Below are 20,085 nucleotides of genomic sequence, written 5' to 3'. Positions count from 1 at the left end.
CGCCCACCTACGCAGCTACCTGTCCACCACCCGCAAGCACGACGTCCCCGCCATCGACGCCCTCACCCGGCTCTTCAAGGGCGATCCGTGGATGCCACCCACGCCGCCAGCTACGTGAACACTTACGTCCCGACAGCCGGTTTTACGAGGAATAGGCGGCGTCACTGCGACGAGCCGTTTGGCAACATCAGAGGATGGAACTGGGAGATACGGTCAGTCGACGCCTAGACCTTGCCACCAAGCGGAACGCCGCCGTCTGGGACACGGAGACGCAGCAGTGGCGCTTGCCGGACGATGAGTCCCCCAGGGGGTACCGCGTGGCTGAAGGGGTTTCCTGGTTTGGCTCGGTCGGGATCCTCGCCGGCGCGGTCATCGCACTTGCTACCTGGCTCGGCCGGCGGCTACGACGGCGCCGGGCATAGGCGGATCGGCGTCAGGGGGCGGCCCAGCGAGGGCTGTCGAAGCCGGTCCGACAACCGGCCGAGCCCCGGGACGACCGCAGGGGCCCATCAGGACCGAGCGGAGTTCCAGAAGCGCCGGACCGTTCTGCGCTGATCGTCGGCGTCAGGCGTTCGCCGGCATGCGCTTCTTGGCGGCAGCTGCGCGAGCCGGCCGGGCAGGCCTGGTACGCCGCGAAACCGCAGGCCGGCGGCCTCCCCACTCAGATGTCGTAGTAGAGGTAGAACTCCCAGGGGACGGGGCGGAGGCGGACCTCGTCGATCTCGCGGAGGCGCTTGTAGGTGACCCAGGTGTCGATGAGGTCGGGGGTGAAGACGTCGCCGGCCAGGAGGTAGTCGTGGTCGGCTTCGAGGGCGGCCAGCGACTCCTCCAGCGAACCGGGGACCTGGGGCACGCGGGCCAGCTCCTCGGGGGGGAGGTCGTAGAGGTCCTTGTCGACGGGGGCGGGCGGCTCGATGCGGTTCTGCACGCCGTCGAGGCCGGCCATGAGCATGGCCGCGAAGGCCAGGTAGGGGTTGCACGACGGGTCGGGGCAGCGGAACTCCAGCCGCTTGGCCTTGGGGCTCTTGGACACGAGCGGGATGCGTACCGACGCCGACCGGTTGCGCTGGCTGTAGACCAGGTTGACGGGGGCCTCGTAGCCGGGCACGAGCCGCTTGTAGGAGTTGGTCGTGGGAGCAGCGAACGCCAGCAGCGAGTGGGCGTGGCGCAGCAGGCCGCCGATGTACCAGCGGGCCATGTCGCTGATGCCCGCGTAACCCGTCTCGCTGAAGAACAGGGGCTCGCCCCCCCGCCACAGCGACTGGTGGGTGTGCATGCCCGAACCGTTGTCACCGAAGAGGGGCTTGGGCATGAACGTGGCCGTCAGGCCCCGGGCCCGGGCCACGTTCTTGACGACGTACTTGTAGAGCATGACCTTGTCGGCCATGCGCAGCAGCGTGTCGAAGCGCATGTCGATCTCGGCCTGCCCGGCGGTGCCCACCTCGTGGTGCTGCACCTCGACCTCGATACCGAGCCGTTCGAGGGTCAGGAGCATCTCCGAGCGCACGTCCTGGAAGTGGTCCATGGGCGGGACTGGGAAGTAGCCCTCCTTGTACCGGGGCTTGAAGCCCAAGTTGGGCTTCTCGTCACGGCCCGAGTTCCACACGCCCTCGATGGAGTCCACCGAGTACATGGCCGAGTGCTGGTCCTGGTGGAAGCGCACGTCGTTGAAGATGTAGAACTCGGCCTCGGGCCCGAAGTAGGCCGTGTCGGCGATCCCCGTCGACACCAGGTAGTCCTCCGCCTTGCGGGCGACGTAGCGGGGGTCACGGCTGTAGGGCTCGCCCGTCACCGGGTCGAGCACGAAGCAGTTGAGGTTGAGGGTGCGGTGCTCGGTGAACGGGTCGACCACCGCGGTGTCGGGGTCGGGCACCAGGATCATGTCCGACTCCTGGATCTCCTGGAAGCCCCGGATCGACGACCCGTCGAACCCCAGGCCGTACTCGAACACCTCCTCGCTGAGCTCGTGAGCCGGCGACGAGAAGTGCTGCATGAGCCCGGGGAGGTCGCAGAAGCGGAAGTCGACGATCTCGGCCCCCGACTCCTCGACCAGCCTCAGGACGTCGGCCGGGCTGCGCTCCTCCACCGCTTCCTCCCGTCTACGAAGTGGTCCCCCGGAGGGTGAGGCAACTTACCCGAACCCCCGGGGGCCCGCCCCGCGAGGCTCGCTCAGCGCCCGCCCGTCGTCGGGTCGATCGTACGCACCACCCGGGCAACGTTGTCGGCCGGGAACCCGCCCCGGGACGCGTGCTCCAGCACACGGCCGGCGTCGGGGGCGATGTAGACGCAGAACAGCTTGTCGTCGGTGACGTAGCTGTGCTGCCACTGGACGTCGCCCCCCAGGTCGGCGAGCACCGAGTTGCTCTTCTGGCTGATGGCCGCGATCTCGTCCTCGGACAGCGAGCCCGCTCCTCGCAGGCCTCTCTCGATGACGTACTTGGGCATTTCTGCTCCCTTCGCTCTCGCACCGCCACAGCGACGGTGCTATGCGTACTATCCGGCGAAGGAGGCCGCAGCACCATGACCGAGACACCGCCGGGGCTGACCCAGGCGCCGCAAACCGCGGTGGGCCGGTTCGCGGCTCTGGCCGAGGTGCTCGACCTGGTACGGCTGGAAGGGGCGCTGTTCCTCCGGGCCGACTTCCGGGCGCCGTGGGCATACACCTCACCGCCGGGCCGGGAGCTGGCCGAGGCCCTGCTGCCGGGCGCGGGCAGCCTGGTCCTGTTCCACATCATCGGCGAGGGCCGGTGCTGGATCGCCATGGAGGACGGTCAGCGGCACCCCCTGGAGCGGGGCGACGTGGTCGTCATGCCCTACGGGGACACCCACTCCATCGGCTCCTACGAGGACGCCGAACCGGTGCCCATCGCCAGCCTGCTCCCCGCCCCACCCTGGAAGGAGTTCCCCTACATCGACTACGGCGGCGACGGCGACTACACGCTGGTCGTGTGCGGCTACCTCCAGGGCGACGCCCTCTTGTTCGACCCCGTGCTGCGTGCCCTGCCCCCGCTGTTCGTCGTGCGCCCACCTGCGGGCCCGGCCGCCACGTGGCTCTCGGCCAGCGTGGAGTACGCCCTCATGGCCTCCCAGTCGGGGCAGCCCTCGGCCCACATGAACCAGCGGCTGCCCGAACTGCTGTTCACCGAGGTGCTGCGCCTCTACCTGGAGAGCGGTGAGGCCGACCTGACGGGCTGGCTGGCCGCCCTGCGCGACCCGGTGGTCGGACCGGCCCTCACCCTCCTGCATGGCGACCCGGCCCGGGAGTGGACCGTCAAGGACTTGGCCTCGGCCGTGGCCGCCTCGCGCACCGTCCTGGTCGAGCGGTTCGGCGCCCTGCTCGGACGCCCGCCCATCCGCTACTTGACCGAGTGGCGCCTGAGCATGGCGGCCGGCCTCCTGCGTACGACCCAACTGGGCGTGGGCGAGATCGGCGCCCGCGTCGGCTACCGGTCCGAGGAGGCGTTCAGCCGGGCCTTCAAGCGGGAGCTGGGCAAGGCCCCGGCCCACTGGCGGGCCGAGACACGGCCCCTCCCCCGAGTCTTCTGACCAAGCCCGGCCATGTCGGGCCGGACCACTACCGCACCAGCCGGCCGAACGTGGCCGGAGGCGGAGGCGGGACGCGGGCTCGTTCCTCGTCGGTGGCCGCCCGCCGCCGGCGCAGCTCGAGGGCCAGGCTCTCCTCGCCCCGGGCCATGGCCCAGCGGTGATTAGCCGCGAAGGCGGGCTTGAGCAGCCAGCTCAGGCGGCGCAGCAGGGGCTTGTTGGCCGCCACCCGCCAGTGATAGGTGATCACGACCTCGGGCCCGTCCTGCTCGAAGAACCACCGGCCTTCGCCTTCGAGGTCGCCCTCGGCCGTCAGGGCGAACCCCTCGTCGGTCACCGGCTCGGTGATGCGCAGCGTCCACCGCAGCGTGTAAGGCAACCAGCCCTTGGTGTGCAGGTCTACGGCCGATCCCACCAGGTCGGGCCCGCCCCGCTCGCGCTCGTTGACGCCCAGGTAGACCGACGGCCACCAGCGGGGGAGCGATGCCCCGTCGCTGAGCACCGCCTTGACCTCGGCGACCGTCGCCGCCACCCGCCACACCGTCACGAACCGGTAGTCCGTCCCCATCAGCGGTGGACGGTAGCTCGCCGGCCGTCAGTCGAGGTGGGCGAACTCGCTGGCCCGCCGGCTGGGCCCGGCCACCACCAGCACCGAGCCCTCCTGGAACCGGGTGTCGGGGGTGGCGTAGGTGAAGCCCTCCCCGGGCTGCTTGACGCACACCACCGTCACCCCGTGGCGGGCACGGATCTCCAGCTCGGCCAGCGTCGGTCCCACGAGGCCCTTGGGGACGGCCGTCTCGACCATGGCGAAGTCCTCGTCGAGCTGGAACCAGTCGATCATGCGCCCGCCCACGAGGTGGGCGACGCGGTGGCCCATGTCGTGCTCGGGGTTGATGACGTGGTGGGCACCCACCCGTTCGAGGATGCGCCCATGGGGCCGGCTGACGGCCTTGGCCCAGATGTTGGGAACGCCCATATCGGCCAGGGCGGCAGTGGTCAGGATGCTGGCCTCGAGCACGCTGCCGATACCGACGACGGCGTGGCGGAACTCATCGCAGCCGAGCTGGCGCAGGGTGTTCTCGTTGGTCGAGTCGGCCTGGACGACGTGGGTGAGCATGTCGGCGTAATAGGCCACCCGCTCGGCGTCGCCGTCGATGCCCAGCACCTCGAAGCCGAGCCGCATCAGCTCGGCCGCCACCGCCCCCCCGAACCGACCCAGGCCCACGACCACGACGGGTTCGCCCACGTCGAGGCGGGGCCCGTGGCGGCGGCTCCCGAGGCGTCCGGAGTTCTTGTCAACCAATGATCGGCCTTTCTTCAGGATGACGGTACTGCCGGCCGCGCTCGCGCAGGACCAGCGCGGCGAACAGCGTCGGCGGGCCGACCCGGCCCAGCAGCATCAGCACGACCACCAACAGTTGTGACCCTCCGGACAGCAGGGGGGTGACCCCAGTGGACAACCCGACGGTCCCCAGGGCCGAGACGACCTCGAACAGCAGGTCGGCTCGCGGGAGGCCGGTGGTCGCCATGAGAGCCATGGTCGACACGACGATCGTCCCGATGGCCATGAGGGCCACGGTGAGGGCCTGGCGCTGGGCCTGGGACGGCACGGTCCGCTCGAATATCACCACGTCGGGTTCGCCTCGAACCTCGGCCCACATGACCCAGCCCAGCAGGGCAAAGGTCGTCACCTTGATGCCCCCGGCCGTCGACGCGCTCCCGCCGCCGATGAACATCAGGGCCTCGGTCAGGAGCCGCGACGGCTCGCGCAGCAAGGCCATGTCGACGGAGTTGAACCCGGCGGTGCGGGGTGTCACCGAGTGGAAGAAGGCGTTGACCAGCGTGTCGGTGGCCGACATGTTCCCCAGGGTGCGGGTATTGGTCCACTCGAACCAGGCGAACAGGGCCCAACCGACCCCGATAAGGCCCAGGGTCGTGACCACGGTGAGCTTGGTGTGCAGGTTCCAGCGGTGGGGGGTGCGGGGCATCCGGGCGATCTGCACCCACACGGGAAAGCCCAGGCCCCCGGCGATGATCGTGGCCGCGACCACGAGCAGGATCACTGGGTCGCGGTTCACCCCGATGAGGCTGTCGTTGAACAGAGAGAAACCGGCGTTGTTGAAGGCCGAGACGGCATGGAAGATGCCGAGGTGGAGGGCCCGGCTGAACGGTTCCCCATGGCTGAACGCGAACCGGGCCGTCAGCACGAGGGCGACGGCCGCCTCCACTCCCAGGCTGAGCCGGGCCACCCCGATGAGCAGCGTGCGCACGTCGCCCAGGTTGAGCGAGCCCGTCTCGGCCGCGGCCAGCAGCCGGTGGCGCAGGCCCAGCCGCTTGGCCAGCACGAGCACGATCAGCGACGTGAGGGTCATGATCCCGAACCCGCCGACCTGGATGAGGGCCAGGATCACCCACTGCCCGAACCCGCTCCAGTAGTCCCCGGTGCTGACAACGGCAAGGCCGGTGACGCAGACAGCGGAGGTGGCCGTGAACAGGGCGGTGATAGCTGGCGCCCCCTCGCCACTGCGGGTGGCGCCCGGGAGCGAGAGGAGCACGGCACCCAGCACGCTGGCGGCCACGAAGGCCAGCACGACGTACTGCGCCGGGTGGCGCAGGAGCTTGTGCGTTCGGGCGGGCCCCACTGGCCCGCACGCTAACGACCCTGACACCGTCTCTGGCGTCTTAGCGGGCCCGGAGGGGCCGGGCGCCAGCCTCTACCGTGGGCCGGTGGGCCACGAGGGGAGGCAGGAGGCGGCGACCGTGCTGCGGGCCCTGGCCGATTTGGCGCCCTCGGGGGAGCAGAGAGCGACCCGCCTGGCTGTCCCGACCGAGTGGTTCAGATGGGTCGAGGCCGGGGCCGTGAGGGTGTTCACGCCCGGCCCGTTCGACGACGGGGCTCGCTCGCGGGCCGTCGAAGCGGCCATGAGGGTGGCCGGGCCGCCCGATGACTTAGCCGCCCGTTCCGTCGGCATCGACCGCAGCTTCGGCGAACGCCTGGCGGCCGTCGACCAGGTCCGTCCGGAACAGCGGTCCCTGCGGATGGGGTGGCTGTTCGTGGCCGGACGAGCCGCCGGTGAGGACGGGCGGCCCCGGCGGGTGTTCCACCCGCTGGTCACCGTCCCGGTCAGGGCGGTGCGCCCACCCGCCCTCGGCAGCGCCCGGCTGGTGCCCGCGGGTGACGTGGAGATCAGCGAGTTGGTCGACGACTGGGACGAGCGCTCCCGCCTGGAGGCGCACCTGCAGCTCGGGGGCGGGGCGCTGGACGGCATGAGGGACGTGACCATCCCGGCCGCCCTGCTGGCCCGGCTCGACGGCCTCCAGCGCTTCGCCCGGGCGACCGCGTCGGCCGCCCGCCTGCCGGCCTCCCGGGTCGTGCCCGCGGGCGACGGGCCGGAGAAGCTGATGCGGTCCGAGGGACTGGTGATCGTGGCCGGAGTGGGCGTCTTCGCCACCCACGACACCGGGACGGCGAGCCGGGCCGGGTCCCTGCGGGCCTGGGCCGCGGGGCCGCTGCCGCGCTGGACGGCGTTCCACTCGCTCTACGTCGACGCCCGCCCCCCGCCCGACCTCGGCCCCGCCCAAGGCTCCCTCGGCCCCGCCACGGTCGAGTCGCCTTACCTGCTCACGCCCGCCCAGCGAGAGGCGGTCGTCCGCAGCCGCCACGAGCCCGTCACCCTGATCTCCGGCGGCCCGGGGACGGGCAAGTCCCACACGGTGGTGGCCATCGCCTGCGACGCCCTGGCCCGGGGCGAGAGCGTGCTGGTCACGGCCAAGACCGACGCCACCGTCGACGCCCTGCTCGACCTGCTGGAACGTTCGCCCGGCCCCGAGGCCGTCGTGTTCGGGTCGAACGAACGCCGCGAGGCCCTGGCCGCCCGCCTGGCTGGCGGACGTCTGCAACCCGTGGCCGACGACGCCTTGGCGGCGGCCCGCGAGGCCCACCGGATGGCGCGCGCCGCCGAGGCGGCCGCCACCGCAGCCGTCGTCGACCGCCTTTCCGCCGAGCGGGCCCTCTCCGAGGGCGGCGGGGCCGAGGAGGACGAGTCCCGCCGCCTCGCCCCCCGCCTGTTCGACCCGTCCGCCGACCTGGCCCGTGCGGCCCAGTTGCTCGACGCCGTGTCGGGCGGCAGCGGGCGCGGGTGGTGGTCACGACGCCGGCAGCGGCGCCGGTCCAGGGAGCTGCACGAACTGGCCGGGTGCCCCGAGGGCACGCCACCAGGGGACGTAGCCACCGCCCTGCGCACAGCGCGGGCCACCCGCATCGCGTCGGGACTGGTGGCCGCGGGCGGGCTCGAACTGGGCGAGGCATGGACCGAGCTGCGCGGGCTAGGCGACGCCGCCCGGGAGGCGACGGCCCGGTGGCTGAGCGCCGAGGCCCGCTCGGGGGCGCGCATGAACCGCTCGACCATGCCGGCCGTGGCTGCCCTGGCCACCGCCCTACGCAGCGGGCGGGCGGCCCGCCGCCACCAGTTGAGCCGGCTGGACGACGAGAAGCTCACCCGGGCCCTGCCCCTGTGGGTCGGTTCGCTCCCCGACATCGACGACCTGCTGCCGCCGCTGGCGGGGGCCTTCGATCTGGTGATCGTCGACGAGGCGTCCTCGATCGACCAGCCCCTGGCCGTCCCCGCCTTGCTGCGGGCGCGGCGAGCGGTGATCGCGGGCGACCCCAACCAGTTGCGCCACGTGTCCTTCCTGTCCGACCAGCGCCTGCGCGAGGTCGTCGAGCTCCACGGGCTGGCCGACCGGCCCCTGGTTGCCGCCCGCCTCGACGTGAGGCGCAACAGCACGTTCGACGTGGCCGCGGCGGTGGCGCCCGTCCTCGTCCTCGACGAGCACTTCCGGTCGGTCCCTCACCTCGTCGAGTTCGTGGCCAACCACCTCTACGGCGGGGGCCTCAAGGTCGCCACCCGGAAGCCCAGCACCGAGGGCCGAGACTGCGTGCACGTCGTGCGCCTGGCGGGAGAGCGCGACAAGGCGGGCGTCGTGGCCGCCGAGGTGGACTGGGCGGTGGCCGAGGTCGCCCGGCTGCGCAGCGACGGGGCAGCGAGCGTGGGGATCATCACGCCGTTCCGGGCACAGGCCGACGCCCTGGAGGCGGCCGTACTGGCCCGGTTCTCGGCCGACGACATCGCCGCCCTGGGCTTGCGGGTCGGGACCGTGCACGCCTTCCAGGGCAACGAGCGCGACGTGGTCATCGCCAGCATCGGTGTCGGCCCCGACCAGTCAGGGGCGTCGTGGCGCTTCGTCGATGACCCACACCTGTTCGCCGTGTTCGTGACCCGGGCCCGCCGGCACCTGACACTGGTGATGTCGGCCGAACCTCCCCCCGGAGGCCTGCTGGCGGGCTACGTGGCCCGGGCCGACCGTCCCCCCGGACCTCCCCCTCCGGCTGGGGAGACCACCGCATGGGCCGCCCAGATCGCCGGGGACCTCCGCCTCGGTGGGGTCGACGCCCGCACGGGCTACCCCACGGGCCGCCATGTTGTCGACGTGTGCGCCCCACCCGGGGACACGGCCGTCGAGTGCGGGGTGCACCCATCGGGCCCGGCGGCCCACGTCGACCGGCACCTGGCCCTGGTGCGATCGGGCTGGCACGTCCTCGAAGCCTTCCCTTCGCGCTGGTCTCAACGCCGGGGCGAGCTGGTAGTCAGCCTGCTCGACCGGCTGGGTGTCCAGGACATCCGCCGGTCATGAGGAAGGGCGTGCTACCAGTTCCAGGAGGCGGCCAGGTCGTGGCGGACCGTGGCTGCGTAACCGTCGAGAGCGCCCAGCAGCTCCTCGCTGCTGAGCTTCATCTCCGACGACCGGACGTGCCAGACGGTGCCACCGTTGGACCGCCGGGCCTTGATGACCGCGAACACCGACTCGATGAGGAACTGGTCGGTGACCCCCACCGTCTCCAGGCCAGCGAAGAGCTCACTGAAAGGTACGGGGGCGAGCTGGCCGGCCTGGGCCGTGCTGCCCGGGCCCAGCGTTCCCTTCCAGGCCTTGGTCAGCCGCTGGCGGATCGAAGTGGTCAGGCCCTCGAGGACCCCGAGCCGCTCCTCGGCCGACAAGGGGGCGCCGCCGAGGCGGACCGACCAGGCCGCGCTGCCGTCCTCGGCCCGGAGCTTGAGCAGGGCGAAGACCGACTCGATCTGCATGCCCTCGCCGATGGTGACCGTGCCGTAGCCGGCGAGCAGTTCGCTGAACGGCATCGGTTTCTCAGCCACGGCATCCGTCCTCTATGCAGCTCACGGTAGGGAAAGGTAGTCGCGTCACCGGGCCGATCGGGGCAGGAGCCGGGCCCCGGGGAAGTCAGGACCGGTCGGCCCGTTCGGCCAGCACGCGCTCGCGGGTCGGCACCCGGAACAGGACATAAGCCGCCCCCACCAGCCCCAGGGCGACCACGGAGGCCCGGACCGCGGGGTTGGTGATGGCCAACCCGGCGCTGGCGCCGGTGGCGGCCCCGATCATCGTGACGGCCAGCACCTTGGCCCGCCTGGGCATACCGAGCCCGGCCCGGTGGTCACGCACGAGCGGGCCGATGCGGGGCAAGTCGAGAACCCACTGCTCGAAGCGGGGGCTCGACCGGGCGAAACAGGCGGCCGCGATAATGAAGAAGACGGTCGTGGGCAGCCCGGGCACGACCACGCCCACGCCTCCGAAACCCACGGCCAGGAATCCTCCGCCCATCCACAGCCAACGGACCAGGCCATGGCGGGCCCCAGCGTCACCACCGCCGGCGGGCTGACCGGGAGGGACGGTCATCACTGGTCCACCATCTGGCGACGGTCGCCCAGCAGTTGCTTGTTGGACCGGCCTCCCGGGCCGGTCATAAGAGGAGGGCGGCGACGTCTCCCACGGCCTGCACGGCCAAGATCACGAGGATCGCACCCCCAACCGCGGTGTAGGCCCATCGCCAGCGGTGGGTGGCCGCCCAGAACCGCCGCATGGAAGCGAGGATGGCCACAGCCGAGACCGTGCCGAGCAGCAGCCCCAGCACCGGCCCGACCCCCCCGCTCAGGTCGACCACCGGCTTGAGCAGCGGCAGGACCACGTAGGTCAGCAGGCAACGCACGGTCGACACCGCGATCGAGGCCGTGAACACGTTCTCGGCCGACCGGGACGAGGCGCCCCGGGGCTGGGCCCGCAGCAGGCGGCGCATGAACTCGTCGGCCGGTGAGCCCGCCCGCTGGGTCGTCGAAGCAGTGTCCACGGTGCGACGAGATTAGGCGACGCCCAGCACTACCCCCAGTTCAGCCCAGTCGTCAGCTGCAGGACTCCGGGCGCGAGGGCGGGCTCTGTGCTGGCTGACGCTGTTCCCGACCGACGTTCTACGTAGCATCGGCGGATGGCTGCCGCCGTCGACATCGCCGGTCTGGTCAAGACCTTCGGTCCCACCCGGGCGCTGGACGGGCTCGACTTGGAGGTGCTCGAGGGCGAGGTCCACGGCTTCCTCGGGCCCAACGGTTCGGGCAAGACGACCGCTATCCGAGTGGTGCTGGGGCTCCTGCGGGCCGACTCCGGGCAGGTGCAGGTGCTGGGGGGCGACCCCTGGCGGGACTCGGTGGCGCTGCACCGCCGGCTGGCCTACGTGCCCGGCGACGTCAACCTGTGGCCCAAGCTCACCGGCGGCGAGGTCATCGACCTGTTCGGGCGGCTACGGGGCGACCTCGACCCCCAGCGCCGGGCCGACCTGCTGGAGCGCTTCGAGCTCGACCCCACCAAGCGGGCCCGCACCTACTCGAAGGGCAACCGCCAGAAGGTGGCGCTGGTGGCGGCCCTCGCCTCCTCGGCCGAGTTGCTGGTGCTCGACGAGCCCACGTCGGGCCTCGACCCGCTCATGGAGGCGGAGTTCCAGGCCTGCATCCACGAGGTGAAAGCCGAGGGCCGGACGGTGCTGCTCTCGAGCCACATCCTCGCCGAGGTGGAAGCCTTGTGCGACCGGGTCAGCATCATCCGGGCCGGCCGTACCGTCCAGACCGGAACCCTGGCCGAGCTGCGCCACCTCACCCGCACGTCGATAACCGCCGAGACGACCCGGCCCGCGGGAGGCCTGGAGGCCCTCCCCGGTGTACACGACCTGGTGGCCGAGGACGGCCGAGTGCGTTTCGACGTCGACACCGACCACCTCAGCGGAGCCGTGGCCCGGCTGGTCGAGCTGGGGCTGCGCAGCCTCACCAGCCAGCCCCCCACTCTGGAGGAGCTGTTCCTGCGCCACTACGGCGACGAGCTGGCCGGTGAGGAGGCCGGCGAGGAGGCTGGCAGCCACCGGTGACCGAGTTCACCGCCACGGCCGTGCTCGTCCGCAGCATCCTGCGCCGCGACCGCGTACGGATCGGGGTGTGGGTCGCGGGAATCGTGGCCCTGGCCGTGTCCAGCGCCGCGGGGGTGGCGGGCATCTACCCCACCGACGAAGACCTGCAACGGGCGGCCGCCTTGGTGGAGGGCAACGCGGCCGCCATCGCCTTCAACGGGCCGCCCCAGGGCCTCGAGACCCTGGGCGGGCGAGTGGCTTTCGAGACGGGCTCGTTCACCCTGGTGATGGTCGGGCTCATGAGCCTGTTCATGCTGTCCCGTCATACCCGGGCCGAGGAAGAGAGCGGGCGGCTGGAGCTGGTGCGGGCTGCGGTCGTGGGGCGCCACGCCCCCATGGCGGCCGCGCTGATAGTGGTGGTGGGGATGAACGCGGTGGTGGGGGCGGCCTTGGCCGCCGGCTACGCCGCCATCGGGCTGGATGGGCCCGGCTCGCTCACCTTCGGGCTGTCGGTAGCGGCGGTAGGGACCGTGTTCGCCGGCATCACCGCGGTGGCCGCCCAGGTCACCGAGAACACCCGGGTGGCGTCGGGGCTGGCCGGGCTGGCGGTGGGCGTCTCCTACACAGTGCGGGCCGTGGGCGACGTGGGCGACGGGACGCTGTCGTGGCTGTCGCCGCTGGGATGGGGCCAGAAGATGCGGCCCTTCGCGGGCGACGTGTGGTGGCCGTTGGTGGTCCCTCTCGCCTTCTTCGCCGGTTGCCTGTGGCTGGCCGCCGTCCTCGCGTCCCGCCGTGACGTGGGCGCGGGGCTGGTGGCGCCCCGGCGGGGCCCGGCGGAGGCCAAGGCCGGCCTGGGCACACCGTTCGGCCTGGCCGTGCGGCTGCAGCGAGGTTCGCTGGTCGGGTGGGGATCGGGGGTGCTGGCCCTAGGGCTCGTCTACGGATCGGTGGCCAACGACGTCGAGGACTTCGTGGCCGACCTCGACGAGTCGGTTCGCGACATCATCGCCCGGGGCGGAGCCAGCATCGTCGACTCCTTCCTGGGCACGACGCTGCTGATCCTCGCCCTGATCGGCAGCGGCTTCGCGGTCGGCGCCGTTCAGCGGCTCCGCAGCGAGGAGACGGCCCTTCGGGCCGAGCCGGTGCTGGCTACGCCCGTGTCGCGCTGGCGGTGGGTCGCGAGCCACATGGCCGTGGCAGTAGGCGGGTCGGCGGTGGTGCTGGCGGCCGGGGGCCTGGGCCTGGGCCTGGCCTACGGAGTGGTGCTGGGCGATCTCGGCCAGGTGCCCCGGCGCATGGCCGACGCCCTCGGGTACCTGCCGGCGGTGGCGGTCATGGCGGGCGTCGCCCTGGCTCTGTTCGGGCTGCTCCCCCGAGCCGTGGTCGCGGTGTGGGGGTTCCTGGCCGCCTGCTTCGTGATCGGCTTCTTCGCCGAGTTGCTCGACCTGCCTGGCTGGTTGCGGGCGGTGTCGCCGTACGAGCACACGCCTCTGGCCCCCGCAGAAGGTATCCGGGCCCTGCCCCTGCTGGCGATGGCCGCCCTGGCGATCACGCTGGCGGCCGCTGGGGCCCGAGGCTTCCGCACCCGCGACGTCGGCTGACGAGCACCCACGAGCCGCCCCCCGTGCCGGGCTCGATGGATGGTCGCGGCACTACACGTGCACGATGCGGGCCTTCACGCCGCGGGCCCGTAGGAGCCCCTTGATGTCCTTGTCGTCACTGGTCAGGACGAGGGCACCGGGTGTTACCAGGGTTGCCACGTGCGCGTCCGCGAGGTCGGTGGAGGCGCTGTCTCCGAACAACTCGCCCACTCGCCGGGCCGCGACATCGCCCAGAGGGGCGACCTCGACCCCGGGAAGGACCCGCGCCAAGTTGGCCTGCCGGCGACCGTCGCGCCAGACCTGAGCGAGCGCCGCCGCGCTGGTACGGAGGGGCACGCCATCGCGCTGGAGCACACGCAGCATGGCCCCGACCCTGCGGTCACGCTTGTCGATCGCGATCAGCGCGCCCGCATCGAGCACGGCTGTCACGCCGCGCCGCGCCGTCGGGCTCCCTTCAGGGCGGCTGCCGCGGCGTTCAGCTCATCCTCGCTGAAGGGCCCCTGCTCGGCTTCCCAGTGATCCAGCGCGGCACCGAGGAGCTCGTTCCGCAAGCGCTGGGTGGCAGCCCCGCCAAGCCAGTTCGAGACGCTCGTGCCTTCCCGAGCGGCCGCGGCGCGCACGGCAGCTCCGACCTCGGGGGGCATCGTCACGGAGAAGCGATCGACCTGGGCCATGCACACGATCGTAATGCATACGACAGTGGGCACCGTTGGACGGGCGTTCGGCGCCACCCGTTGCGAGTACGGTCGACCCGTTACCCCAACCAGGCCAGGGAGAGCGCCTGTGAGGCCCCTGCGGTATTCGATCAACGTCACCCTCGACGGCTGCTGCGACCACCGGGTCTTCCGCCCCGACGAGGAACTGCATCGCCACTTCGCTGAAGGTCTGGCGCGAGCCGATGCGCTGCTCTTCGGTCGGGTGACCTACGAGATGATGGAAGTGGCATGGCGCCAGGGCCCGACGGGCACGTGGCCTGCATGGATGGACGACTGGATGGTCCCGTTCGCCCAGGCGATCGACGGCGCCAGGAAGTACGTCGTGTCGCGCACCCTGGACCACGTCGACTGGAACGCGGAGCTCGTGGGCGGAGACCTGGAGGAATCGGTCCGGCAGCTCAAGGGGGAGCCGGGCGAAGGCCTGCACGTAGGGGGCGTGACCCTCCCGCTGGCCTTGGCGGAACTTGGGTTGATCGACGAGTTCGAGCTCGTCGTTCACCCCATCGTGGCCGGCCACGGCCCGACATTGTTCGCCGGGCTGGGCAAACGGCTCGAGCTGGAGCTAGTGGAGCGCAAGGAGTTCCGGGCGGGCGCGGTCGCTCAGCGCTACCAACCCAGCCGAGCCACAGGCTGAGGTTCGACGGTCGCTGCCACGCCGGAGGATCGATGTCGTCGCCCGCCCGGGGACAACGGGGACCACGCTGGCAGTTGCTCCACCGGTGGACCTGACGGCTCCGGATCGCCGGCTAGCCCCTCAGCAGGAGGCGAACCGTCGCCTCTTCGTAACGGCGCTCGCGCCAGAACTTGAGTCCCGCCGCCGTCGGGAAGCCAGCGGTTCCGCTTACGATGGGCTCGCCTTCAGCGCTGATGACTTCGACATGGATCTTGACGAGGTCATCGCCCCGATACGTCGAGCACACTCGCACCTCTCCGAGTAGCAAGTCAGAAACGAAGTCGACAGCAAGACTCAACCAGGAGCGGTCGGGGACCGCGCCGTAGACGTCATTCCACGTAGGTGCGAAGTGCCAGTGGTAGCGCCAGCGATCTGCCTGGCTCATGTCGATGATGATCTCGCTGGCGCTGACGGAAGCCTCGACCGTGATGGCGTTCACCGGGTTTGTCAGGGCGAGGATGAGCTGATCGCTCCCTCGGAACCGCTCGACGCGAGCCGAAGTGCGCACATACTGCGAAACAGGGCGCGCCGAGGTGTGCGACCATGCGCCTGGCCTCGTCCAGGAAAGCCTCCTGGCCACTGGACAGCTGGGTGGTCGGCGGAAGACCGGCGAAGGTCTCGGGCATCGCTGAAGGCTACGGCGGGAGCCGGGCCATCAGTGCATCCGGGCCCGCCGATCGAGCCGTCGGTTCAGCCGAGCAGGCGACGCGTGCTTTCATCGTCCCGCACCGCGAACGGCGCTCCCTGCGCGCCTCCGTTGAGCCGGTAGCGACGAGCAACACGCCAGGGATGACGGGGGGGCGCGGCGGTGGAGAGACCCAGCGCCCGCTGGAGGGCGTCATGTCGGGCCGCCGTTGAGGGGGAGCTCCTACCCGTCTGGGCCCCGCTTGTAGTCATCGCCGGCGGGCGCGGAGCACCACGTCGTCCACGTGGTGAGACGCGGAGGCGGCGCCGGATGGACGAGGCCGCTTCTCGTGGACCTCGACGTCCCAGTCCGGGGAAGGGTTGAGCACCGCCAAGAAGTCCTCGACGCGCACGAAAGCGTCGGGATCGAACGCCCGGCTGTGGGTGGCCGTGTCGATCGGGGCCCGCATCGGCTCGAGGTCGTGGCTGACCACGAGCAGCGTCCCACCCGGGCACACGGCACCCGCCAGGTTGTGGACAGCCCGATAGTCGGGGGTGCGCGGGATCGAGGCGTACTGGGCCGACACGAGGTCGAAGGCGCCCGCCTCGAACGCCCCCGGCGAGTTCGCGTCCGCCGGGCGGAACTCGACCCGCAGGCCGCGGCGGTCCGCCTCGGCGGCGGCACGGTCGAGCGCTCGCCGGGAGATGTCGCTGGCGGTCACTCTCCAGCCCTGCTCGGCCAGCCATATGGCGTCGGCTCCCTCGCCGGCGCCCACGTCGAGGGCGCGACCTGGCACGAGCGTGCGAGCCTGCCCGACGAGCGTGCCGTTGGCGTTGCCGCTCCACAGTTGGTCGCCGCCGTAGCGGTGTTCCCAGTCGGCCTCGTTGGCACCCGGGCGGGCGGCCGCCCGTACGTCCTCGTCGGCCAGGCTGAAGCTGACCACGGCGCCCACCCGACTGCCCGCGGCGGCGGCGTGCAGCACCTGCTGGCTGGGATCGGTCAGGTTGCCGGCGGCGTACAGCCCGGGGACGGCGGTCGCCCCGGTGTCGTCGACCTCCAAGGCCTCACCCATCCCGCTCGGGTGAGGGCTGGGTCGTACCCCGAGCGGCAGGAAGGGCCCGACGTTGGCCCTGAACCGGGGGGTGACCACCACTACGTCGGCCTCGATGGCCCCGCCGCCGGCCAGCTCGACGCCCGCGACGTGCCCGTCGTCACCGGTCACGACGGCCTGCACCTGCCCGGTGACAACCTCCACCCCCGAGCCCCGTAGCCGGTCGATCTCTGGGCTGGTAGCCGCCTCTTCGTCGGTCACCACGAGGGTGAGCCGGTCGCTGAGCTGGCGGAACAGCACGGCGACGTGAAGGCCCCGCTCGTGGGTGACGATCTGGACGATGCGCCGGTCACGGGCCTCGAACCCGTGGCAGAACGGGCAGTGGATGATGTCGCCGCCCCAGTGGCGGGCCAGGCCCTCGACGTCGGGCAGTTCGTCGACCAAGCCGGTGGCCGCCACCACCCGGCGAGCGACGAGGGTGTGGCCACCGGCCAGCTCGACCCCGAAGCAGTCGTCGTCCACCCGGGTGACGCGCTCCGCTCGGCCGTCGAGCACCTCCACCCCGTAGCTGCGCACCTCCTCCCGCCCCAACCTGGTCAGCTCGGTGGGTGCGAGGCCCTCGTGGCCGAGGTAGCCGTGCATGTGGGCCGCCGGGGCATTACGAGGCTGACCGGCGTCGACCACGATCACCGACCGGCGCTGGCGCCCGAGCTGGAGGGCGGCCGCCAGCCCGGCCGCCGAGCCCCCGACGACAGCAACGTCGCAGTGCCGCACGACGGTGCGGCCGGTGTGTTCGCTCATCGTCGCCACAGTAGCGACTTCCCACACGATACGCATGCTAGCTTGCGGTATTCGCAAGCCGCCCGAGGGGGGACGATGGCCGAGCCGAACGATATCGAGCAGGTGGTACGCACCCGGCTGCGCAGCTTGCGCCACAGCCTCGGCCTCTCCCTCGACGACGTCGCGGCCAGGTCGAACCTCAGCCCGTCAACCATCAGCCGTGTCGAGACCGGCAAGCGGACCATCAGCCTCGACGTGCTGCTCCCCCTTGCGGCCGCCCTCCAGGTGGGCCTCGACTCCCTGCTCGACGTGAGCAGTGACGACGACGTGGTCATCCGCCCGACCCCGACCACGTCGGGGCACCGGACGACCTGGGTGCTCAGCCGCCCCACCGGCAGCACGATCGCCGTCAAGATGCGGCTGCGGCCCACCCGCCGGCCGCCCGAGCCGCGGGTGCACCCCGGCCACGACTGGTTCTTCGTCCTCGACGGGCGGGTGCGCCTGTTGCTGGGCGAACGCGCCATCACCGTCGAGTCGGGCGAGGCCGCCGAGTTCGCCACCATGACGCCCCACGCCCTCACCGCCGTCGACGGGCCCGCCGAGGTCCTCATGATCTTCGACCGCGACGGCCAGAGAACTCACGTCCACCGCGATCCCGGCGGCTAGCGACCACCTGCCGCCCGTCGGTAGCCACGGGGGGCGGCCGGGAGTCGTCGCACGGCTTGGCGCCACAATGGCGGTAGTAGCGCCGCGTCGGCGCCATCGCCGGTGGGCTGCCAGCCTTGACTCACACGGGCGCGATGACCACCTGCGGCTCGTCGGCCGCGAGCACACCGAGGTCACCAGCATCCCCGGTCAGGATCACGGCGCCCCCTGCTTCGGTCGCGGTGGCGACCACGACGGCATCGACGGTCGCCGTCGACCCGGTACCCCCGAGGAGCCGCCCCGCTGTCCGCCCGACGGGCTCGTCCGTAGCGTCGATCTCACCGACGGCCTTGAGCACCCGGTTGACGGGCGCGTCGGCTGGCCCACCTCGGACGGTCTCGGCCACCACCACCGCAGGGACCGACACCTCCGCACCGGCCTCGAGCGCAGCCGTCAGCGCGGCCCGGGCGCGCACATCGGCCCGGGACAGGCCGATGACGGCGCCGGCGTCGAGGATCAGGCGCTGCGGCGGCGCTTGGCGTCGGGCCCTCGCCACAGCCGGCGCGCCTCCTCCATCACCTCGTCCGGGACCGGACCTGACTCCGCCTCCATCGCTGCGACCAGCTCGGCGAGCCGGTCCCGCTGGAGCTGGCGGCGCAGCGCCTCGTTCACGTACGACGACAGCTCACGGCGCCCCGCTCGGGCGCGGGCCTCGGCCAGCACGTCCTCGTCGATGCTCAGCGACACCTTCGACACCGCCACGACAGCTATCGTACTCTAAGTAGGAAGACAGAGCCGGTTGCCTTCCCCGGCCCGCTGGACACCTGGGAGGCCTCCCGTCTGCAGAGCCGCGTCCGGCGCCGCTGTGCCGTCACCGAGGAGGCCCGGTGGCACACGTCCAGGACCTGTGGGAGAAGACCGTCGCCGGCCGGCGGGTCCGCACCGGCCGGTACGGCAAGGGGAACCGCTGGCAGGCCCGCTACCTCGACCCCAACGGCCACGAGCGCGCACCTTCGCCCGCGAGCAGGATGCCGAACGCTTCGTCGTCACCGTCCGAGCCGACGTGCTGCGGGGCGCCTACGTCGATCCAGCCGCCGGCAGGGTCACCTTCGCCGAGTCCGCCGAGCGCTGGCTCGCCGCCCAGACCTTCGACGAGAGCTCTCGGGAGGCCACCGAGCTACGGCTCCGCCTCCACGCCAGCCGCCACTTCGGCCACCGCGAGCTGCGCAGCATCAAGCCGTCGGTCATCCAGGCGTGGCTGCGCAAGCTGCAACAGGACCTCGCCCCCAGCTACATGGCTCGCAAGGCCGTGGACCGGCTGCTGGCCGGGCAACGCCCCGAACATGTCACTGCCCCCGCGTACGATGACCTTGCAAGTCGGCGACCTCGATGAGGTTCCAGCACTCCCGCCGCGGGATCCACGCCGATCGACCAGCACGACGAGTGGAGCGAGAGGGAGCACCCATGGGAGACCGCAGCGCCATCGAGTGGACCGAGGCCACGTGGAACCCGACCACCGGCTGCGACAAGACCTCGCCGGGCTGCGATAACTGCTACGCCCTCACTCTGTCGAAGCGCCTGAAGGCGATGGGCCAGGCGAAGTACCAGAACGATGGTGACCCCCGCACGAGCGGACCGGGCTTCGGTCTCACGCTCCACCCCGACACGCTCGAGATCCCCCGGTCGTGGATTTCACCCCGGGTCATCTTCGTGAACTCGATGAGCGACCTGTTCCACCAAGACGTTCCCGAGACCTACATCCGGCAGGTCTTCGAGGTCATCGCCGACACGCCGCAGCACCAGTACCAGGTGCTCACGAAGCGCTCGAAGCGGCTCGCCAGCCTCGGACCGAAGCTCGACTGGCCCCCGAACCTCTGGATGGGTGTCAGTGTCGAGAGCAGCAGGTACCGCTTCCGGCTCGACCACCTCCGACATGTCGACGCGGCTATCCGGTTCGTCAGCGCAGAGCCGCTCCTCGGCCCGCTCGAGAAACTCGACCTCGACGGCATCCACTGGCTCATCGCCGGCGGTGAGAGCGGCCCCCAGGCCCGCCCGATGGAGGAAGGATGGGTCCTCGACCTCCGCGACCAGTGCGCCGCCGCTGGGGTGCCGTTCTTCTTCAAGCAGTGGGGTGGACCTACGCCGAAAGCTGGTGGCCGCACGCTCGCCGGTCACACCTACGACGAGATGCCGGCGCTCATCGGAGCCTGAC

General features: G+C 71.6%; 22 protein-coding genes. 8 read left to right on the top strand and 14 right to left on the bottom strand.

The window, feature by feature from the left end; translation table 11 throughout:
- Positions 1 to 661: 661 nt before the first annotated feature.
- Positions 662 to 2,086 carry a type I glutamate--ammonia ligase gene (gene glnA / locus AB1673_06260; protein MEW6153577.1) on the bottom strand — a complete coding sequence of 475 codons (1,425 nt, stop codon included), beginning with the start codon at positions 2,084 to 2,086 and terminating at the stop codon, positions 662 to 664.
- Between the two features lie 83 nt (positions 2,087 to 2,169).
- Positions 2,170 to 2,445: a DUF4242 domain-containing protein gene (locus AB1673_06255; GenBank protein MEW6153576.1), complete on the bottom strand. Its 276-nt coding sequence runs from the start codon at positions 2,443 to 2,445 to the stop codon at positions 2,170 to 2,172.
- Positions 2,446 to 2,520: 75 nt separating this feature from the next.
- Here AB1673_06255 and AB1673_06250 point away from each other — a divergent pair, with 75 nt between their 5' ends.
- Positions 2,521 to 3,546, top strand: coding sequence for an AraC family transcriptional regulator (locus AB1673_06250; GenBank protein ID MEW6153575.1), 1,026 nt, complete (start codon positions 2,521 to 2,523; stop codon positions 3,544 to 3,546).
- Between the two features lie 28 nt (positions 3,547 to 3,574).
- Here the strand turns inward: AB1673_06250 and AB1673_06245 are convergent, their stop codons facing one another.
- Genes AB1673_06245 through AB1673_06235 form a run of 3 tightly spaced genes read right to left on the bottom strand, consistent with a single transcriptional unit; the run spans position 3,575 to position 6,185 of the window.
- Entirely contained in the window at positions 3,575 to 4,111 is a 537-nt protein-coding gene (locus AB1673_06245; GenBank protein ID MEW6153574.1) for an SRPBCC family protein, read from the bottom strand.
- Positions 4,112 to 4,138: 27 nt separating this feature from the next.
- On the bottom strand, positions 4,139 to 4,846 hold the full coding sequence (locus AB1673_06240; GenBank protein ID MEW6153573.1) for a TrkA family potassium uptake protein: 708 nt from the start codon (positions 4,844 to 4,846) through the stop codon (positions 4,139 to 4,141).
- A complete protein-coding gene (locus tag AB1673_06235) occupies positions 4,839 to 6,185 on the bottom strand; it encodes a potassium transporter TrkG (GenBank protein MEW6153572.1) in 1,347 nt (448 codons plus the stop codon). The genes AB1673_06240 and AB1673_06235 overlap by 8 nt, the downstream gene beginning before the upstream one ends.
- 85 nt (positions 6,186 to 6,270) lie before the next feature.
- Here AB1673_06235 and AB1673_06230 point away from each other — a divergent pair, with 85 nt between their 5' ends.
- The gene (locus tag AB1673_06230) at positions 6,271 to 9,237 is read left to right on the top strand and encodes an ATP-binding protein (GenBank protein MEW6153571.1); all 2,967 of its coding nucleotides are present in this window, start codon (positions 6,271 to 6,273) and stop codon (positions 9,235 to 9,237) included.
- Between the two features lie 11 nt (positions 9,238 to 9,248).
- Here AB1673_06230 and AB1673_06225 read toward each other — a convergent pair whose 3' ends face one another.
- The 3 genes from AB1673_06225 to AB1673_06215 form a co-directional block, all read right to left on the bottom strand.
- Entirely contained in the window at positions 9,249 to 9,755 is a 507-nt protein-coding gene (locus AB1673_06225) for a hypothetical protein (GenBank protein ID MEW6153570.1), read from the bottom strand.
- Between the two features lie 85 nt (positions 9,756 to 9,840).
- Entirely contained in the window at positions 9,841 to 10,293 is a 453-nt protein-coding gene (locus tag AB1673_06220) for a YbaN family protein (GenBank protein ID MEW6153569.1), read from the bottom strand.
- 64 nt (positions 10,294 to 10,357) lie between these two features.
- Positions 10,358 to 10,741, bottom strand: a complete 384-nt coding sequence (locus AB1673_06215; protein ID MEW6153568.1) for a hypothetical protein — start codon at positions 10,739 to 10,741, stop codon at positions 10,358 to 10,360.
- A 135-nt stretch (positions 10,742 to 10,876) separates the two neighbouring features.
- Here AB1673_06215 and AB1673_06210 point away from each other — a divergent pair, with 135 nt between their 5' ends.
- Entirely contained in the window at positions 10,877 to 11,803 is a 927-nt protein-coding gene (locus tag AB1673_06210) for an ABC transporter ATP-binding protein (GenBank protein ID MEW6153567.1), read from the top strand.
- Positions 11,800 to 13,383: an ABC transporter permease gene (locus AB1673_06205; GenBank protein MEW6153566.1), complete on the top strand. Its 1,584-nt coding sequence runs from the start codon at positions 11,800 to 11,802 to the stop codon at positions 13,381 to 13,383. The genes AB1673_06210 and AB1673_06205 overlap by 4 nt, the downstream gene beginning before the upstream one ends.
- Before the next feature lie 51 nt (positions 13,384 to 13,434).
- Here AB1673_06205 and AB1673_06200 read toward each other — a convergent pair whose 3' ends face one another.
- Entirely contained in the window at positions 13,435 to 13,812 is a 378-nt protein-coding gene (locus AB1673_06200) for a PIN domain nuclease (protein MEW6153565.1), read from the bottom strand.
- Positions 13,809 to 14,057: a hypothetical protein gene (locus AB1673_06195; GenBank protein MEW6153564.1), complete on the bottom strand. Its 249-nt coding sequence runs from the start codon at positions 14,055 to 14,057 to the stop codon at positions 13,809 to 13,811. Before AB1673_06195 ends, AB1673_06200 begins: the two co-directional genes overlap by 4 nt.
- A gap of 109 nt (positions 14,058 to 14,166) precedes the next feature.
- Here AB1673_06195 and AB1673_06190 point away from each other — a divergent pair, with 109 nt between their 5' ends.
- Positions 14,167 to 14,733 carry a dihydrofolate reductase family protein gene (locus AB1673_06190; GenBank protein MEW6153563.1) on the top strand — a complete coding sequence of 189 codons (567 nt, stop codon included), beginning with the start codon at positions 14,167 to 14,169 and terminating at the stop codon, positions 14,731 to 14,733.
- Positions 14,734 to 14,845: 112 nt separating this feature from the next.
- Here the strand turns inward: AB1673_06190 and AB1673_06185 are convergent, their stop codons facing one another.
- Together AB1673_06185 and AB1673_06180 are read right to left on the bottom strand one after the other, a co-directional pair.
- A complete protein-coding gene (locus AB1673_06185; GenBank protein ID MEW6153562.1) occupies positions 14,846 to 15,211 on the bottom strand; it encodes a hypothetical protein in 366 nt (121 codons plus the stop codon).
- Positions 15,212 to 15,665: 454 nt separating this feature from the next.
- Positions 15,666 to 17,249 carry a bifunctional NAD(P)/FAD-dependent oxidoreductase/class I SAM-dependent methyltransferase gene (locus tag AB1673_06180; GenBank protein ID MEW6153561.1) on the bottom strand — a complete coding sequence of 528 codons (1,584 nt, stop codon included), beginning with the start codon at positions 17,247 to 17,249 and terminating at the stop codon, positions 15,666 to 15,668.
- 75 nt (positions 17,250 to 17,324) lie between these two features.
- Here AB1673_06180 and AB1673_06175 point away from each other — a divergent pair, with 75 nt between their 5' ends.
- Positions 17,325 to 17,894, top strand: coding sequence for a helix-turn-helix transcriptional regulator (locus AB1673_06175; GenBank protein MEW6153560.1), 570 nt, complete (start codon positions 17,325 to 17,327; stop codon positions 17,892 to 17,894).
- A gap of 121 nt (positions 17,895 to 18,015) precedes the next feature.
- On the opposite strand, the gene AB1673_06170 is transcribed toward AB1673_06175, so the two are convergent.
- Positions 18,016 to 18,429, bottom strand: a complete 414-nt coding sequence (locus AB1673_06170) for a PIN domain-containing protein (protein ID MEW6153559.1) — start codon at positions 18,427 to 18,429, stop codon at positions 18,016 to 18,018.
- Positions 18,390 to 18,635: a type II toxin-antitoxin system VapB family antitoxin gene (locus AB1673_06165; protein MEW6153558.1), complete on the bottom strand. Its 246-nt coding sequence runs from the start codon at positions 18,633 to 18,635 to the stop codon at positions 18,390 to 18,392. Before AB1673_06165 ends, AB1673_06170 begins: the two co-directional genes overlap by 40 nt.
- A gap of 301 nt (positions 18,636 to 18,936) precedes the next feature.
- Between AB1673_06165 and AB1673_06160 the strand changes: the two genes are divergently transcribed.
- Together AB1673_06160 and AB1673_06155 are read left to right on the top strand one after the other, a co-directional pair.
- Positions 18,937 to 19,266, top strand: a complete 330-nt coding sequence (locus AB1673_06160; GenBank protein MEW6153557.1) for a hypothetical protein — start codon at positions 18,937 to 18,939, stop codon at positions 19,264 to 19,266.
- 71 nt (positions 19,267 to 19,337) lie between these two features.
- On the top strand, positions 19,338 to 20,084 hold the full coding sequence (locus tag AB1673_06155; GenBank protein ID MEW6153556.1) for a phage Gp37/Gp68 family protein: 747 nt from the start codon (positions 19,338 to 19,340) through the stop codon (positions 20,082 to 20,084).
- The last annotated feature ends 1 nt before the right edge of the window (position 20,085 follow it).

The sequence above is a fragment of the Actinomycetota bacterium genome, from assembly GCA_040754375.1.
GTDB lineage: Bacteria > Actinomycetota > Acidimicrobiia > Acidimicrobiales > AC-14 > JBFMCT01.
Note: the sequence above shows the minus strand (reverse complement) of the source record. Positions and strands in the feature narration are given on the sequence as shown.